Annotated in this window: 16 protein-coding genes; 13 read left to right on the top strand and 3 right to left on the bottom strand. The window is 68.8% G+C overall.

The genetic code is table 11. The features are described 5' to 3' along the window. Nucleotides 1-123: 123 nt before the first annotated feature. From ctaD to DDF62_RS02080, 13 genes are all read left to right on the top strand, one after another. Nucleotides 124-1,788 (top strand): cytochrome c oxidase subunit I, encoded by a 1,665-nt coding sequence (gene ctaD, locus DDF62_RS02025; RefSeq protein ID WP_116487569.1) that lies wholly within the window; start codon nucleotides 124-126, stop codon nucleotides 1,786-1,788. Nucleotides 1,789-1,889: 101 nt separating this feature from the next. Beyond that, nucleotides 1,890-2,936: a heme o synthase gene (gene cyoE, locus DDF62_RS02030; RefSeq protein ID WP_116487570.1), complete on the top strand. Its 1,047-nt coding sequence runs from the start codon at nucleotides 1,890-1,892 to the stop codon at nucleotides 2,934-2,936. Beyond that, nucleotides 2,933-3,100, top strand: a complete 168-nt coding sequence (locus tag DDF62_RS25470) for a hypothetical protein (protein ID WP_058349885.1) — start codon at nucleotides 2,933-2,935, stop codon at nucleotides 3,098-3,100. The genes cyoE and DDF62_RS25470 overlap by 4 nt, the downstream gene beginning before the upstream one ends. Before the next feature lie 94 nt (nucleotides 3,101-3,194). Then, entirely contained in the window at nucleotides 3,195-3,740 is a 546-nt protein-coding gene (locus DDF62_RS02035) for a cytochrome c oxidase assembly protein (protein WP_244286675.1), read from the top strand. A 76-nt stretch (nucleotides 3,741-3,816) separates the two neighbouring features. Then, nucleotides 3,817-4,692: a cytochrome c oxidase subunit 3 gene (locus DDF62_RS02040; RefSeq protein WP_116487572.1), complete on the top strand. Its 876-nt coding sequence runs from the start codon at nucleotides 3,817-3,819 to the stop codon at nucleotides 4,690-4,692. 210 nt (nucleotides 4,693-4,902) lie between these two features. After that, the gene (locus DDF62_RS02045) at nucleotides 4,903-5,265 is read left to right on the top strand and encodes a DUF983 domain-containing protein (protein ID WP_116487573.1); all 363 of its coding nucleotides are present in this window, start codon (nucleotides 4,903-4,905) and stop codon (nucleotides 5,263-5,265) included. Beyond that, entirely contained in the window at nucleotides 5,258-5,944 is a 687-nt protein-coding gene (locus DDF62_RS02050; protein WP_116487574.1) for an SURF1 family protein, read from the top strand. Before DDF62_RS02045 ends, DDF62_RS02050 begins: the two co-directional genes overlap by 8 nt. Continuing rightward, nucleotides 5,944-7,341 carry a threonine synthase gene (gene thrC, locus DDF62_RS02055; RefSeq protein WP_116487575.1) on the top strand — a complete coding sequence of 466 codons (1,398 nt, stop codon included), beginning with the start codon at nucleotides 5,944-5,946 and terminating at the stop codon, nucleotides 7,339-7,341. The genes DDF62_RS02050 and thrC overlap by 1 nt, the downstream gene beginning before the upstream one ends. A gap of 185 nt (nucleotides 7,342-7,526) precedes the next feature. Further along, complete coding sequence (locus DDF62_RS02060) at nucleotides 7,527-8,798, top strand: M16 family metallopeptidase (RefSeq protein ID WP_116487576.1); 1,272 nt, start codon at nucleotides 7,527-7,529, stop codon at nucleotides 8,796-8,798. A gap of 41 nt (nucleotides 8,799-8,839) precedes the next feature. Continuing rightward, nucleotides 8,840-9,418, top strand: a complete 579-nt coding sequence (locus DDF62_RS02065; protein WP_116487577.1) for a GNAT family N-acetyltransferase — start codon at nucleotides 8,840-8,842, stop codon at nucleotides 9,416-9,418. 46 nt (nucleotides 9,419-9,464) lie between these two features. Beyond that, nucleotides 9,465-11,132 (top strand): putative bifunctional diguanylate cyclase/phosphodiesterase, encoded by a 1,668-nt coding sequence (locus tag DDF62_RS02070; protein WP_116487578.1) that lies wholly within the window; start codon nucleotides 9,465-9,467, stop codon nucleotides 11,130-11,132. A 142-nt stretch (nucleotides 11,133-11,274) separates the two neighbouring features. After that, nucleotides 11,275-11,523, top strand: a complete 249-nt coding sequence (locus tag DDF62_RS02075; RefSeq protein WP_116487579.1) for a hypothetical protein — start codon at nucleotides 11,275-11,277, stop codon at nucleotides 11,521-11,523. A gap of 79 nt (nucleotides 11,524-11,602) precedes the next feature. Further along, entirely contained in the window at nucleotides 11,603-12,112 is a 510-nt protein-coding gene (locus DDF62_RS02080) for a hypothetical protein (RefSeq protein WP_116487580.1), read from the top strand. A gap of 33 nt (nucleotides 12,113-12,145) precedes the next feature. On the opposite strand, the gene DDF62_RS02085 is transcribed toward DDF62_RS02080, so the two are convergent. The 3 genes from DDF62_RS02085 to DDF62_RS02095 form a co-directional block, all read right to left on the bottom strand. Then, nucleotides 12,146-12,973: an SDR family oxidoreductase gene (locus DDF62_RS02085; RefSeq protein ID WP_116487581.1), complete on the bottom strand. Its 828-nt coding sequence runs from the start codon at nucleotides 12,971-12,973 to the stop codon at nucleotides 12,146-12,148. 102 nt (nucleotides 12,974-13,075) lie between these two features. Further along, nucleotides 13,076-13,708: a LysE family translocator gene (locus DDF62_RS02090; protein WP_116487582.1), complete on the bottom strand. Its 633-nt coding sequence runs from the start codon at nucleotides 13,706-13,708 to the stop codon at nucleotides 13,076-13,078. A 90-nt stretch (nucleotides 13,709-13,798) separates the two neighbouring features. Next, nucleotides 13,799-14,248, bottom strand: a complete 450-nt coding sequence (locus DDF62_RS02095) for a biopolymer transporter ExbD (RefSeq protein WP_058349874.1) — start codon at nucleotides 14,246-14,248, stop codon at nucleotides 13,799-13,801. Nucleotides 14,249-14,412: the final 164 nt, after the last annotated feature.

Here is a 14,412-nt window from a genome sequence, read left to right on the forward strand (position 1 = left end):
GGCCGCGCCTGGCGCGGCTCCGGCCGCCACGCCCGCCGCCGCTCCGGCTGCACCCGCTTCCGCTCCGGCCGCGGCCCCCGCCGCCGCGCCGGCGGCCTAAGAACGCTTTAGGATATCAGTCCGATGGCTCACGCCGCTGACATCGATCACCACGACGCCGGCCACGGCGCCGACGAAAAGCCGCCCTTCTTCCAGCGCTGGTTCTTCTCGACGAACCACAAGGACATCGGCACCCTCTACATCCTGTTCGCCATCATGGCCGGGATCGTCGGCGGGGCCCTGTCGGGCCTGATCCGCTGGGAGCTGATGCACCCGGGCATCCAGATCTTCTCCGAGACCGGCCTGCTGGCCGAGTGGGGCGTGTTCAAGGGCAAGCACGGCTACAACGCCGTGGTCACCGCCCACGCCCTGATCATGATCTTCTTCATGGTCATGCCCGCCATGATCGGCGGCTTCGGCAACTGGTTCGTCCCGATCATGATCGGCGCGCCGGACATGGCCTTCCCGCGGATGAACAACATCTCGTTCTGGCTGCTGGTCGCCGCCTGGATCCTGCTGTGCACCTCGATGTTCGTCGACGGCGGCCCGGGCCACGGCTTCGGCGGCGGCTGGACGATCTATCCGCCGCTGTCGACCTCGGGCCACACCGGCCCGGCCATGGACCTGGCGATCCTGTCGCTCCACCTGGCCGGCGCTTCGTCGATCCTGGGCGCGATCAACTTCATCACCACGATCTTCAACATGCGCGCGCCGGGCATGACCCTGCACCGCATGCCGCTGTTCGCCTGGTCGGTGCTGATCACCGCCTTCCTGCTGCTGCTGTCGCTGCCCGTGCTGGCCGGCGCCATCACCATGCTGCTGACCGACCGCAACTTCGGCACCCACTTCTTCGATCCCGCCGCCGGCGGCGACCCGGTGATGTTCCAGCACCTGTTCTGGTTCTTCGGTCACCCGGAAGTGTACATCCTGATCCTGCCGGGGTTCGGCATCATCAGCCACATCGTCTCGACCTTCTCGAAGAAGCCGGTCTTCGGCTACCTCGCCATGGCCTACGCCATGGTCGCCATCGGCTTCGTCGGCTTCGTCGTGTGGGCCCACCACATGTACACGGTCGGCATGCCCATCAACCTGCGCGCCTACTTCGTGGCCGCGACGATGATCATCGCCGTCCCGACGGGCGTGAAGATCTTCAGCTGGATCGCCACGATGTGGGGCGGTTCGATCAGCTTCAAGACGCCCATGCTGTGGGCGATCGGCTTCATCTTCCTGTTCACGGTCGGCGGCGTCACCGGCGTGGTCCTGTCGAACGCCGGCATCGACTACAGCCTGCACGACACCTACTACGTGGTGGCTCACTTCCACTACGTGCTCAGCTTGGGCGCCGTCTTCGCCATCTTCGCGGGCTTCTACTACTGGTTCGAGAAAATGTGGGGCGTGAAGTACAACGAGTTCCTCGGCGCCCTGCACTTCTGGATCATGTTCGTGGGCGTGAACCTGGTGTTCTTCCCGCAGCACTTCCTGGGCCTGGACGGCATGCCGCGTCGCTATGTCGACTATCCGGACGCCTTCGCGAAGTGGAACTACGTCTCGTCGGTGGGCTACATGATCACCGTCGTCGGCGTCGGCGTCTTCCTGGTCGTGCTGCTGGAAGCCGCCATCCGTCGCCGCAAGGCCGAGGCCAACCCGTGGGGCGAAGGCGCCACCACGCTGGAGTGGACCCTGTCCTCGCCGCCGCCGTTCCACCAGTTCAGCGAGCCGCCGGTCATCAAGGCCGACGATCACCACTGATCTCTGGTAAGATAGCAGTATAAGCGCGGGGGCGCGGATCGGGCGGCAGCCCGGCCCGCGCCCTTCGCCCATCAAGACCTCGTTCGAAGACCCGTATCCCCATGGCCAAGCCCGCCGTCCTCTCGCCCGATACGCCCGCCGACACGGTTCGCGCGGCGCGCTGGCAGGACTATTTCCAGCTGCTCAAGCCGCGCGTGATGTCGTTGGTGGTGTTCACGGCCGCGACCGGCCTAGTGGCCGCCCGCACCCACATCCACCCGCTGCTGGGCGCGGTGGCGGTGCTGTGCATCGCCGTGGGCGCGGGGGCCTCGGGCGCCCTGAACATGTGGTACGACGCCGACATCGACGCCAAGATGCGCCGCACCCGCGGCCGTCCGGTGCCGGCCGGCCTGGTCGAGGGCTCGGAAGCCGCGACCCTGGGCGTCGTCCTTTCCCTGCTGTCGGTGCTGCTGATGGGCATGGCCATCAACTGGCTGGCCGCGGGCCTGCTGGCCTTCACCATCGTCTTCTACGCGGTGGTCTACACCATGTGGCTCAAGCGCTGGACGGCCCAGAACATCGTCATCGGCGGGCTGGCCGGCGCGCTGCCGCCGGCCATCGGCTGGGCGGCCGCTGCGGGTGACGCGCCGCTGAACGCCTGGCTGATGGTGCTGATCATCTTCCTGTGGACCCCGCCGCACTTCTGGGCCCTGTCGCTCTACATCAGCACCGACTACGCCAAGGCCGGCGTGCCGATGCTGCCGGTGGTCAAGGGCGCCAAGGAGACCCGCAAGCAGATCCTGCTCTACAGCCTGGTCTTCATCCCCGTCTGCCTGGCGCCGGCCGCCACGGGCCTGGGCGGCCCGCTGTACCTCGCCGTCTCGGCCCTGGGCGGTCTCGTGTTCCTGACCCTGGCCTGGCGGGTGTTCCGCAGCGACGCCGGCGACGCGGCCGACCCGCGCGTGGCCGACCGCGCGCTCTACGACGTGGCCGAGGCCCCGGCCGCCGAGGCCGCTCCCGCCGTGGAGGGCAAGCGCCCGCCGCCGGTGGGCGGGGCCAAGGACGCCCGCAACCTGTTCGCCTTCTCGATCCTGTACCTGTTCGCCCTGTTCGCCGCGCTCCTGGCCGAGGCCATGATCGGGATCCGGGCCCTGGAGCTTCCGCTTTGACCGATCCGAAGAAGACCGTTTCCGTAAAGCCCGACGCCGATCAGGCGCTGAAGGCCCGCAACGGCCGCAACATCGCCCTGGCGCTGGGCCTGGTGGCCTTCGTCGCCCTGGTCTTCGTGGTCACTCTGGTGAGGCTCGGCGCCAATGTCGGAAACCGGTTCTGATCCCAGGCCGGCGGCCAAGGCCGGCAAGGCGAGCGACCCGCAGGGCCGTCGCAACAAGCGCGTGGCGCTGATCTGCGTCGGGGCCTTCGCCGGCATGGTCGGCGCGGCCTACGCCTCGGTGCCGCTCTACAAGCTGTTCTGCCAGGTCACCGGCTTCGACGGCACGGTGCGCCGCGCCGAGGCCGCCCCGACCAAGGTGCTGGACCGCAGCGTCGTCGTCCGCTTCGACGCCAATATCCGGGGCCTGCCCTGGACCTTCACCACCGAGCAGGTCAGCCAGGACATCAAGCTGGGCGCGTCGGGCCTGGCCTTCTTCAAGGTCACCAACAACAGCGACAAGCCCCAGACGGGCCGGGCGATCTACAACGTCGTGCCCGAGCAGGCCGGGGCCTACTTCCAGAAGATCGAGTGCTTCTGCTTCTCGAACCAGACGATCGAGCCCGGCCAGACCGTCGAGTTTCCGGTCGTCTACTTCGTCGATCCCCGCTTCGCCGAGGATCCGGAGACCAAGGGCAAGTCCGAGATCACCCTGTCCTACACATTTTTCCCGGCGGTGGAGGGCGAGGACGGCGGCAAGTCGGCCGACGCGACGCCGCGCATCGTTCAACCACTTGGCGGAACACCGTCCAAGGGACTATAGCAATCCACAAGGGAGTGCGCGGGCCTTGGGGGACCTACGCGACGCGTACTTCAAATAATCAGAGGGTTCGCAACACATGGCCCACGGCGCCGTCAAACACGACTACCACATCCTGCCGCCTAGCCCGTGGCCGTTCGTCGGCTCGATGGCGGCCACCGTCATGGCCATCGGCCTGATCGCCTGGATCAAGGGCGGCGTGTTCGGGATCGAGAAGGGCCAGTGGTGGCTGTTCGCGCTCGGCCTGGCCGGCGTGCTCTACACGATGTTCGGCTGGTGGTGGGACGTCATCAAGGAAGCCAACGCCGGCGACCATACCCCTGTCGTCTCGATCGGCCTGCGCTACGGCATGGTGCTGTTCATCGCCTCGGAAGTGATGTTCTTCGTGGCGTGGTTCTGGATCTTCTTCGAGATGGCCCTGTTCCACGGCCACCGCACCTTCTCGAGCATCGAGGAAGTCCGCACCGCCTGGGCCGCCTGGCCGCCGGCCGGCGTCGAGACCGTCTCGCCCTGGCACCTGCCGCTGGTCAACACCCTGACCCTGCTGCTGTCGGGCACGACCATCACCTGGTCGCACCACGCCCTGCAGCAAGGCGACCGCAAGGGCGCCAAGTGGGGCCTGATCCTGACCATCCTGCTCGGCGCGCTGTTCACCTGCATCCAGGTCTACGAGTACGCCCACATCAACCACGAGAACCTGTTCTACAACGAGGCCGCCGCCAATTCGGGCCTGTACGGCTCGACCTTCTTCCTGGCCACCGGCTTCCACGGCTTCCACGTCTTCGTGGGTACGCTGTTCCTGATCGTCTGCCTGATCCGCCTGATGAACGGCGCCTTCACGCCCAAGCAGCACTTCGGCTTCGAAGCGGCCGCCTGGTACTGGCACTTCGTCGACGTGGTCTGGCTTTTCCTGTTCGCCTTCATCTACGTGATCTTCGGCGCCTCGGCGCACTGAGGTCTCGGATTTCCAAGAGGCCCGGAGCGCCGACCGCGCTCCGGGCCTTTTTCGTTTTCGATCGTGCGTCGCCCTCGTCCGGAGTTCATCCTCGGGCCGACCTTTGGTCGGACCCGGGGGACACGCTCAGGATGAGGACGATGGGCGACGCCGTAGAAATCCTCTTCCTGAGCTTGTCGAAGGACGAGGATTTCGGACCAAGGACGTTCGATGCCCAAGACCAACCCCTACGCCGCCGGCGCCGCCGGGCGCTGTCCCGTCTGCGGCGAGGGCTTCCTGTTCGAGGGCTTTCTCAAGGTGGCCCCGCGCTGCGAGGCCTGCGGCTATGATTTCTCCAGGCTCGAGAGCGGCGACGGCGCGGCGACCTTCGTCATCCTGATCGCCGGCGCCCTGTGCGCGTTCGGGGCGCTGTTTTCGATGTTCGCCTGGAATTGGCCGGTGTGGCTGCTGCTGGTCGTCTGGCTGCCGCTGACCTTGCTGGCGTGCCTGGTGCTGATGCGCCCGGCCAAGGGCCTGATGGTCGCCGCCCAGATCGCCAACAAGGCCTCGCAAGCGGGGCGCGACGATGTCTGAGGCCGCAAAGTCCAAGGCGCGCTTTCCGATCGTCCTGACGGTCGTGACCCTGATCGCCTTTTCCATCCTCTGCGGCCTGGGAACCTGGCAGGTGAAGCGCCTGGCCTGGAAGCAAGACCTGCTGGCGCGGATCGAGACGCTGAAGACCGCGCCCGCCGTCCCGCTGGCCCAGGCCCTGGCCCGCGCCGACCGGGGCGAGGACGTCGACTTCGTGCGCGTGGCCGCCGACTGCGCGCCGGGCGCGACCGCGCCGCTGCCTCTGGTCTACGGCGTGCGCGACGGCGACATGGTCTGGCGAGCCATGGCCGCCTGCCGGCTGGCCGGCCAGGCGCACGGCGTCGTCCTGCTCGACCTCGGCCTCGTCGACGCCCTGAGCGGCCAGGTCCAGCCCAAGGCCCAGGCGTTCGCCGCGCCGGCCCAGGTGGTCGGCGTGCTGATGGCCCCCAAGGCGCTGGGCGGCGATCGCGGCAAGGCCCTGGCCGCCTTCGCCGCCGACAGGCCCGCTTCGCATATCCTGATGGTCGAGACCGCCACGCCCGCCGTCCTCGGCGTCACGCCTGCGCCGCTGCCGGCAGAAATTTCCAATCGGCACCTGGAATACGCGCTTACGTGGTTTGGTCTTGCTGTCACCCTGCTCTTTATCTATGCCGCCATGCTCTGGCGTAGGATGAGGCCCTGATGCGTTACGTCTCGACCCGGGGCGAGTCCCCTTCGATCGGTTTCCTGGACGCGGTGCTGGCGGGCCTGGCCCCCGACGGCGGCCTGTACGTGCCCGAGGCCTGGCCGGCCTTCACGTCCGAAGAGATCGCCGCCTTCGCCGGCAAGACCTACGCCCAGGTGGCCGCCGCCGTGCTCGGCAAGTTCGTCGGCGACGACATCCCGGCCGACGACCTGGCCCAGATGTGCGACGAGGCCTATGCCAGCTTCACCCACGCGGCGGTGACGCCGCTGAAGCAGCTGGCCGCCAACCGCTACCTGCTGGAGCTGTTCCACGGCCCGACCCTGGCCTTCAAGGACGTGGCCATGCAGCTGCTGGGGCGGCTCTACGACTACGTGCTGTCGCGCCAGTCGCGGACCATGACCATCATCTGCGCCACCTCGGGCGACACCGGCGGCGCGGCCGTCGAGGCCTTCCGCGGCCGCAGCAACGCCCGCATCGTCGCGCTCTTCCCCGAGGGCCGGATCAGCGAGGTCCAGCGCCGGTTCATGACGACGGCGGAAGACGCCAACGTGTCGTGCGTTTCGGTGCAGGGCTCGTTCGACGACTGCCAGGCCATCGTCAAGCAGGCCTTCCAGGACGACCAGTTCCGCCACGCGGTGGACCTGTCGGGCGTCAACTCGATCAACTGGGCGCGGATCGCCGCCCAGAGCGTCTACTACTTCACCGCCGCCGTCAGCCTGGGCGCGCCGGCCCGCGAGGTGGCCTTCGTCGTGCCGACCGGCAACTTCGGCGACGCCTACGCCGCCTTCGTCGCCAAGCAGCTGGGCCTGCCGATCGCCAAGGTCGTGGCCGCCACCAACAGCAACGACATCCTCGCCCGCGCCTTCGAGGACGGCCGCTACGCGCGCGGCGCGGTGGCCGCCACCCAGAGCCCGGCCATGGACATCCAGGTCGCCTCCAACTTCGAACGCCTCTATTTCGAGGCCGTGCGCCGCGACGGGGTCGAGACCGGCCGGGCCTTCCGGGGCTTTAACACCACCGGCTCGCTCGACATCCCGCCCAGCGCCCACGCGATGATGCGCGAGCTGTTCGCCGGCGCCTCGGTCAGCGAGGCCGACACCGCCAAGACCATGCTCTCGACGCTGAACGAGACCGGCGAGGTGGTCGATCCGCACACCGCCGTCGGCCTGGCCGCCGCGGCGCATCTGCGGCTGGAAGACCCCACGACCCCGGTCGTGGTGCTGTCGACCGCCCACCCGGCCAAGTTCCCCGAAGCCGTGCTGGCCGCCACCGGCGTCGTCCAGGGCGTGCCGCGCGGCGCGCCGGACCTGTCGGCCAAGCCCGAACGCTTCGACCGCCTGCCGGCCGACTCGGCCGCCGTGAAGGCCCACGTGCGGGCGTTCGCGGGGAAGTGACTTGAGAGAACCTCCCCCTGTGGGGGAGGCGATCGCGCCAGCGATCGGTGGGGGGAGCGGCCGTGAAATCGGCCCCCGCGCCGGAAGCTGAAACCGGCCCCCCTCCGGCCTTCGGCCGCCTCCCCCACAGGGGGAGGTTCCTCGATCTGTGGCCTTTACGCGCTTAGGCGGCTACACGGAGGGAAATGAGCCTTCCGACCCTCCATACCCTCCCCAATGGCGTCCGCGTCGTCTGCGACCCGATGCCTGGCCTCGAGACCCTGGCCCTCTCCGTCGTCGCCGGTCGCGGCGCGGGCTATGAGGATCCGGCGCGGTCGGGCTGGTCGCACCTGCTCGAGCACATGGTGTTCAAGGGCGCGGGCGGCCGCAGCGCGCGCGACATCGTCGAGGTGATCGAGGCCGAGGGCGGCTCGATCAACGCCGCCACCGGCTATGAGCGCACCAGCTTCCAGGTGCGGGCCCTGAAGGGCGGCGCGGGCCTGGCCATGGCGGTGATCGCCGACCTGGTGCGCCGCCCGACGCTGGACGCCGGCGACCTGGCCCGCGAGAAGCAGGTGGTGGCCCAGGAGATCGCCGAGGCCGCCGACGCGCCCGACGACTACGTCTTCGACCTCTTGCAGAAGGGCGCCTGGGGCGACCACCCGGTCGGCCGGCCGATCCTGGGCACGGTCGACAGCGTCGAGGCCGCCACCCCCGAGGCCCTGGCCGAGTGGCGCGCGGCGCTCTACGCCGCCGACCGGCTGGTGGTCAGCGCCACGGGCGCGGTGAACGAGGCCGAGATCCTGGCCCTGGCGGAAAAGGCGTTCGGCGACCTGCCGGCGACGCCGGGCGTGAGCATCCCCGATCCGGCGCCGTTCGTCGGGACGAGTTTCGCCGAGACCCGCAAGCTGGAGCAGGCCCATCTCGTTTTGATGCTGCCGGCGTTCGGTTCGCGCGACGACGACTACTTCGCCCTGCGCGTCTTCGCCGAGGCCCTGGGCGGGGGGATGTCGTCGCGCCTGTTCCAGGAGGCCCGCGAGAAGCGAGGCCTCGCCTACAACATCGACGCCTATGCCGACACCTATGCCGACATCGGGGCCCTGGGCATCTATGTCGGCTGCGCGGCCAAGGACGCGGCCGAGACCGCCAAGGTCTGCGCCGAGCAGGTGCTGGCCCTTGTCGAGCGCATCGAGCCGGCCGAGCTGGCCCGCTGCAAGGCCCAGCTGAAGGCGCACATGTTCATGGCCCGCGAGCAGCCGCTGGCCCGCGCCGAACAGAACGCCGGCCAGGCCCTGACCTTCGGCAAGCTGTTCCCGCCCGCCGAGCTGGCGGCCGGGGTCGACGCGGTCACCGCCGAGGACATCACCCGCCTGGGCCGGCGCATGCTGGACCCGGCGCGGGCGGCCACCGCCGTGCTGGGGGCCAAGACCGCGCTTTCGGCCGGCGAAATCTTCCGGCGGGCGTTGTTCGGCGGCTGATAAGCCGCGATGGTGCGGCTTCGAGATCTGAGACCCCCTGCTTGTCCGCCATCCTCCGCCTGTTCCGCATCGACCATGGTCCGCGCATCGACGCCGAGCGTGTCTATCTGCGCCTGCCGCGGCTGGCCGACCACAAGCCGTGGGCGCAGCTTAGGGCGGCCTCGCGCGGCTACCTGACGCCCTGGGAGCCCAGCTGGCCGGCCGACGACCTGACCCGCACGGCCTTCCGCCAGCGGCTGGCCGCCTACGCCCGCGAACTGGAGGCGGGCGAGGCCTTTCCGTTCTTCGTGTTCCGCAAGGACGACGACGCCATCGTCGGCGGCGTGCGGCTGTTCAACATCCGCCGGGGCGTCTCGCAGACCGGCGTGATGGGCTACTGGAGCGGCCAGGCCCATGCCGGGCAGGGCTATACCACCGAGGCGGTGAAGGCGGTGATCGACTTCGCCTTTGGACCGCTGGGCCTTCATCGGCTGGAGGCGGCGTGCATGCCGCACAACGTGCGCTCGGCGGACCTGTTGTCGCGCTGCGGGTTTTCCGAGGAGGGATACGCCCGCGCTTATCTCAAAATTAACGGCGAGTGGCGAGATCATCGTCTGTTCGGGTTGATCGCTCCGTCATAGCGACCGCCCGGGCTGTGACGCCGGCTTTTTCGGCGTGGGAACGGGCATGTCATTCAAGGTAGCCGAGCGACGCATCTGGGACGCGACGACCACGCTGGAAGCGTTGGGCGCCGCCGAGGTCGCGCTGTGGCACTGGGAGCCCGAAGCCGACCGCCTGCGCATCAACGGCGCGGCCCGGGCGCTTGGCCTGTCGCCGCTGGCCCCCGAATGCTCTTCCGCCGCCTTCCGTGCGCTGGCCCTGCCGCAGGACCGCGCCCAGGCCGAGGAGTTGCTGCGTGTCCGTGAAGCCGGGGCCGAGATCGTCGTTCGCCTGCGCATGCGCAGCGGCGGCGTCTGCATCTGGCGGGGCGTGTGGCTGGAGGAGGGCGTGCGCGCCGCCGGCGTCATCGCCCCGGAAGTGAAATTCGCCGCCTCCGGCAAGGACGAGCTGACCGGCCTGCTCGACCGCCGCAGCTTCATCGCCCGCGCCCGCGAACGCCTGACCCATGACGGCGTGCACGAGCTGGTCGTGGCTGACCTCGACCGCCTGCGCCGCCTGAACGAGGCCCTGGGCCACGAGCGCGCCGACCTCGTCCTGGCCGCGCTGGGCTCGCGCCTGGCCGCCGCCTTCCCCGAGGGCTCGATCCTGGGCCGCATCGGCGAGGACGAGTTCGCCGTGCTGTGCGAACCCAAGGGCTACGAGCCCGCCGAACTGCTGCGCACCGCGCTGGAACAGCCCCTGCGCATCGCCGGCTTCGACATCCACCCGACCCTGACCATCGGCGCCGTTTCGGTCGAAGGCGGCGAGGACGCGCCGGAGGCCGCCGAACTGGTCCGCCGGGCCGAGCTGGCCGTCGAGGCCGCCGCCGCCAACGGGCGCGGCTCGGCCGCCGCCTACGGCCGCTCGATGGAGACCGACGGCCTGTCGCGCCTGGCCCTGGAAGCCGACCTGCGCGGCGCCATCGGCCGCGGCGAGATCATTCCCTACTTCCAGCCGGTCGTGCGGCTGTCGACCGGCGCCCTGTCGGGCTTCGAGGCCCTGGCGCGCTGGATCCACCCGCGTCGCGGCCTGCTGCCGCCCGACGAGTTCCTGCCGCTGATCGAAGAGATGGGCCTGATGGCCGAGCTCGGCGAGCACATGATGCGCAGCGCCGGCAAGCAGCTGGCCGCCTGGCGCCGTAGCCATCCGGCCGTGGGCGCCCTGACCGTCAGCGTCAACCTGTCGACCGGCGAGATCGACCGCCCGGGCCTGGTGCACGACGTGGCCCAGGTGCTGGCCGAGAACGGCCTGCCGCGCGGCGCGCTGAAGCTGGAAGTCACCGAAAGCGACATCATGCGCGATCCCGAGCGGGCCGCGGTGATCCTGAAGGCCTTGCGCGAAGCGGGCGCGGGCCTGGCGCTCGACGACTTCGGCACGGGTTTCTCGTCGCTGTCGTACCTGACGCGGCTGCCGTTCGACACACTGAAGATCGACCGCTACTTCGTGCGCACCATGGGCGGCAACGCCGGCTCGGCCAAGATCGTCCGGTCGGTGGTCAAGCTTGGCCAGGACCTCGACCTGGAAGTGGTGGCCGAGGGCGTCGAGAACGCCGAGATGGCCAGCGCCCTGCAAAAGCTGGGCTGCGACTACGGCCAGGGCTTCGGCTACGCGCCGGCCCTGTCGCCGCAGGAAGCCGAGGTCTATCTCAACGAGGCCTATGTCGACGGCGCCGCGCCGGTGAAGGCGCGGGGCTGAGGCCCATCTGCCTCCGGATCGTTCCGCTCTCATCTCCCGTCATTCCCGCCAACGCCGCCGATAACCGGTGCGGCGTGGACGACCGGCCTGTCGGTAAAAAGAGGGAGCGACCAGTCCCTGGCTTTCGGAGTACGGACGTCAGATGATCTGGAACATCATCGACAGGCGCTCGCGCCCATATCGCTGGGCAAGCATCAACGCGATAATCGAGGCCGCCTGGCACGACAATTCCGTCGCCGATACGGACGTCGCGCCCGGCGTCAGCCTGGAGGACGAGGTGACCTACGAACAACGCGAGGGCCTCAGCCTTCACGAAGCGATCAACTGGGCCAACAATCAGGCCTGCCCCGTCACGCTCTATCTGTACGACCTGGGGCGGGGCACGATCTGATAGCGAATCCCGCAAGGGATTGCTGAACTGCCCATGGCGGCGCGCCTGTGACCTGAGGAAATTGCGAGACGCTATCTCCATGTCCGTCCCGAAGCTCGAACTGAGCGGCCTTCTCTCTCGCTGCACCTTCAGTGATGGCCAAGCCGAAATAAGGCTCGCGCCCTTCGAAATGTCGCAAGATGAGCTACCCATTTGGTCGCTCGTTTTCTCGGAGCCTAGTTTCGACGCCGGCGCGGTCGAGCCGTCGTTGGACAGTGAAGTCGAGATCGAGGTCTTCGATGGGCGGGCCATGATCCGCGATATCTTCCGGGGCGCAGAGCAGCTTCTTGTCGGCTCCGAACTGAAGGTGACGCGGGTCAGCTATGACGTCACCGACCTTCGCCTCCACGTGCGGACGCTTGAGGACAGCTCGAAATACTACAGTGCTGAGCTTCGCGCCGCGACCGCCAAGGACATGCAAGGACGAGGCATTCTGCGGGAGTTGCTTCGTCGCGCGGAAATCAAGGCGGCCGCCTCCGACCATCACCGCGAGCGACAGGCCGCCGCCATCAACGTGCTCAAGCGGCTTCAGGCCCATTTCGGCGAGTGACCTGGATCCGGGGCGGCCTTGCGCCGGTACCGCTCACCCCTTCGCCAGGTCGCCGTACCACCAGGCGGCGGTCACCCCGCCGTCCATCAGGACATCGCTGCCGGTGATGAAGCCGCCGTCGGGGCCCATCAAGAGGGCGCCGACCGCCCCGACCTCGTCGGGCGTTCCCGCGCGCTTGGCGGCCGATCCCTCGATCATCCTGCGATAGCCCTCGCCGCGCGGGCCTGAGAGCTCGTCGCGGGCCAGGGGCGTCATGACGATGCCGGGACTGATGGCGTTGATCCGTGCGCCGCGCTGGCCCCAGCGCACGGCCTGGGCCGCCACTCGCAGGGAGTTGCCGCGCTTGGACAGCTGGTAGGCCTTCAGCGGGTCGCTGACCTCGTCCGGCGACAGGAAGGGCAGGGCCAGCAGGTCCTCGGTGGGCGTCGTGGCCAGGGCGTGGTTCTGCTCGACAGGCAGCGGCGGCAGGCGGTGGCCCGACTGCGAGGCGATGACCACGCCCGAGCCGCCCTGGGCGATCACCGCCCCGAACAGCTCCAGCACCAGGGCGGTCCCATAGAGGTCGACCCTGAGGATCACCTCGGGCGGCGCCTGGCTGGGCGAGACGCCGGCTGCGTGGATCAGGCCGGTGACCTCACCCAGGGCCGTGGCGGTGGCTACCAGGGCCTCGACGGAGGGCCGCGAGGCGACGTCGACGGCAGCGACATGGGTTTCGTAGCCGGCGTCGGCCAGCACCTCGGCGGCGGCCTGGGCGTTCTGCGGCTTCATGTCGGCCAGCAGCACGCGCTTGCCCACGCCCACCCGGCGGGCGATGGCCTGGCCGATCTGGCCAGCCCCGATGACGACGATGACCTCGCGCATGGCCTCTCCTTGCTCAGGAGGGCGTCATAGCGCCGTCGGAGGCTCGGGATTAGCCGGAGCCTCGTCCATGGCCTGCTGAGCGATCCTCAGCAGTCCTGGAGGCTAGCGGCGCGCCTCGGTCGCCATGCGGACGGCCAGGCCGCCCAGGACGCTGGCCATCAGCCAGCGCTGGATCAGCGCGAAGCTCGGGCGCGTGGCCAGGAAGCCGGCGATGGTCCCGGCGGCCAGGCAGATCGCGGCGTTGACCGACAGGCTGATGGCGATCTGGCTGCCGCCCAGCAGCAGCGACTGGCCCAGCACGTTCCCGTGCTTCGGATCGATGAACTGCGGCAGCAGCGACAGATAGAGCATCGCCGCCTTGGGATTGAGCAGGTTGGTCAGGAAGCCCATGGCCATCAGCTTGGCCGGCGGGTCCTTGGGCAGCTCGCGCACCTGGAATGGCGAGCGGCCGCCGGGCTTGATCGCCTGCCAGGCCAGCCAGCCGAGATAGAGGGCCCCGCCGAAGCGCAGGATGTCGTAGGCGATCGGGGCGGCCATCAGCAGGGCGGTGATCCCGAGCGCCGCGCAGACCAGATAGACGACGAAGCCCGCCGCCGTACCGGCCAGCGAGACGATGCCCGCCCACTTGCCCTGGCAGATCGATCGGCTGACCAGGTAGAGCATGTTGGGTCCCGGCGTCAGGGCCATCCCCAGGCAGACCAGGCAGAAGGCGATCCAGGTCTTGGCGTCGGGCATCGGGGGCTCCGGTCAAGCGGGCATGAAAAAGGGGCCGGAAGCTTTCGCCGCCGGCCCCTTCGATACTTTCGGCGATCGCCGAAGAGATCCCTAGTGGATGTCTTCGTTGATCAGGCCGACCTTGTACCAGCCAGCGGTCTGCAGCTGGTTCAGGACGCCCATGAAGTCCGAGTACAGCACGTCGGCGTCGGCGCGGATCATGACGCGCTGATCGTCCTTCGGACCGGCTTGGCCCTTCGAGGTGAACGAAGCGTCCAGGTCGATCGGCAGGTTGTCGAGGCTGGTTTGCTTGTCCGCGATGAACAGAGCGCCCGACTTCTGGATCGAGATGAACACCGGCTCCTTCGGCTTCGGCGCGTTCGGCGGCGGCGGGACGGCCGGCGGCAGATCGATCTTGATCGAGGTCACGGCCATCGGCACGGCGACCATGAAGATGATCAGCAGAACGAGCAGAATGTCGACGAAGGGCGTGACGTTGATTTCGGAATTCTGGTTCAGCGAGTAGCGACCGCCGCCGCCGCCAGCAAGTTTAGCCGCCATAGCCTGACTGTCTCCCGGGGACCGCCCCCAGGCGGTCCAGAAATTGTTAGATGCCACGTCTGGCGCAGACGAGCGCGGAAGTAAAGCCCGACGAGACGGCGCGATGGCAACCCCTTTTGTGAGTCTTTTTGGCCTAACGGCGTTCAGGAGGCGGATTCCCGCTC

This window comes from Caulobacter radicis, assembly GCF_003094615.1.
Classification (GTDB): domain Bacteria; phylum Pseudomonadota; class Alphaproteobacteria; order Caulobacterales; family Caulobacteraceae; genus Caulobacter; species Caulobacter radicis.

Excerpts from the sequence above, each read along its gene's own strand:
- thrC (WP_116487575.1), top strand. The coding sequence starts at position 5,944 with ATGCGTTACGTCTCGACCCGGGGCGAGTCCCCTTCGATCGGTTTCCTG.
- DDF62_RS02050 (WP_116487574.1), top strand. The coding sequence starts at position 5,258 with ATGTCTGAGGCCGCAAAGTCCAAGGCGCGCTTTCCGATCGTCCTGACG.
- DDF62_RS02035 (WP_244286675.1), top strand. The coding sequence starts at position 3,195 with ATGGTCGGCGCGGCCTACGCCTCGGTGCCGCTCTACAAGCTGTTCTGC.
- DDF62_RS02095 (WP_058349874.1), bottom strand. The coding sequence starts at position 14,248 with ATGGCGGCTAAACTTGCTGGCGGCGGCGGCGGTCGCTACTCGCTGAAC.
- cyoE (WP_116487570.1), top strand. The coding sequence starts at position 1,890 with ATGGCCAAGCCCGCCGTCCTCTCGCCCGATACGCCCGCCGACACGGTT.
- DDF62_RS02090 (WP_116487582.1), bottom strand. The coding sequence starts at position 13,708 with ATGCCCGACGCCAAGACCTGGATCGCCTTCTGCCTGGTCTGCCTGGGG.
- DDF62_RS02075 (WP_116487579.1), top strand. The coding sequence starts at position 11,275 with ATGATCTGGAACATCATCGACAGGCGCTCGCGCCCATATCGCTGGGCA.
- DDF62_RS02070 (WP_116487578.1), top strand. The coding sequence starts at position 9,465 with ATGTCATTCAAGGTAGCCGAGCGACGCATCTGGGACGCGACGACCACG.
- DDF62_RS02085 (WP_116487581.1), bottom strand. The coding sequence starts at position 12,973 with ATGCGCGAGGTCATCGTCGTCATCGGGGCTGGCCAGATCGGCCAGGCC.
- ctaD (WP_116487569.1), top strand. The coding sequence starts at position 124 with ATGGCTCACGCCGCTGACATCGATCACCACGACGCCGGCCACGGCGCC.
- DDF62_RS02080 (WP_116487580.1), top strand. The coding sequence starts at position 11,603 with ATGTCCGTCCCGAAGCTCGAACTGAGCGGCCTTCTCTCTCGCTGCACC.
- DDF62_RS02045 (WP_116487573.1), top strand. The coding sequence starts at position 4,903 with ATGCCCAAGACCAACCCCTACGCCGCCGGCGCCGCCGGGCGCTGTCCC.
- DDF62_RS02040 (WP_116487572.1), top strand. The coding sequence starts at position 3,817 with ATGGCCCACGGCGCCGTCAAACACGACTACCACATCCTGCCGCCTAGC.
- DDF62_RS02060 (WP_116487576.1), top strand. The coding sequence starts at position 7,527 with ATGAGCCTTCCGACCCTCCATACCCTCCCCAATGGCGTCCGCGTCGTC.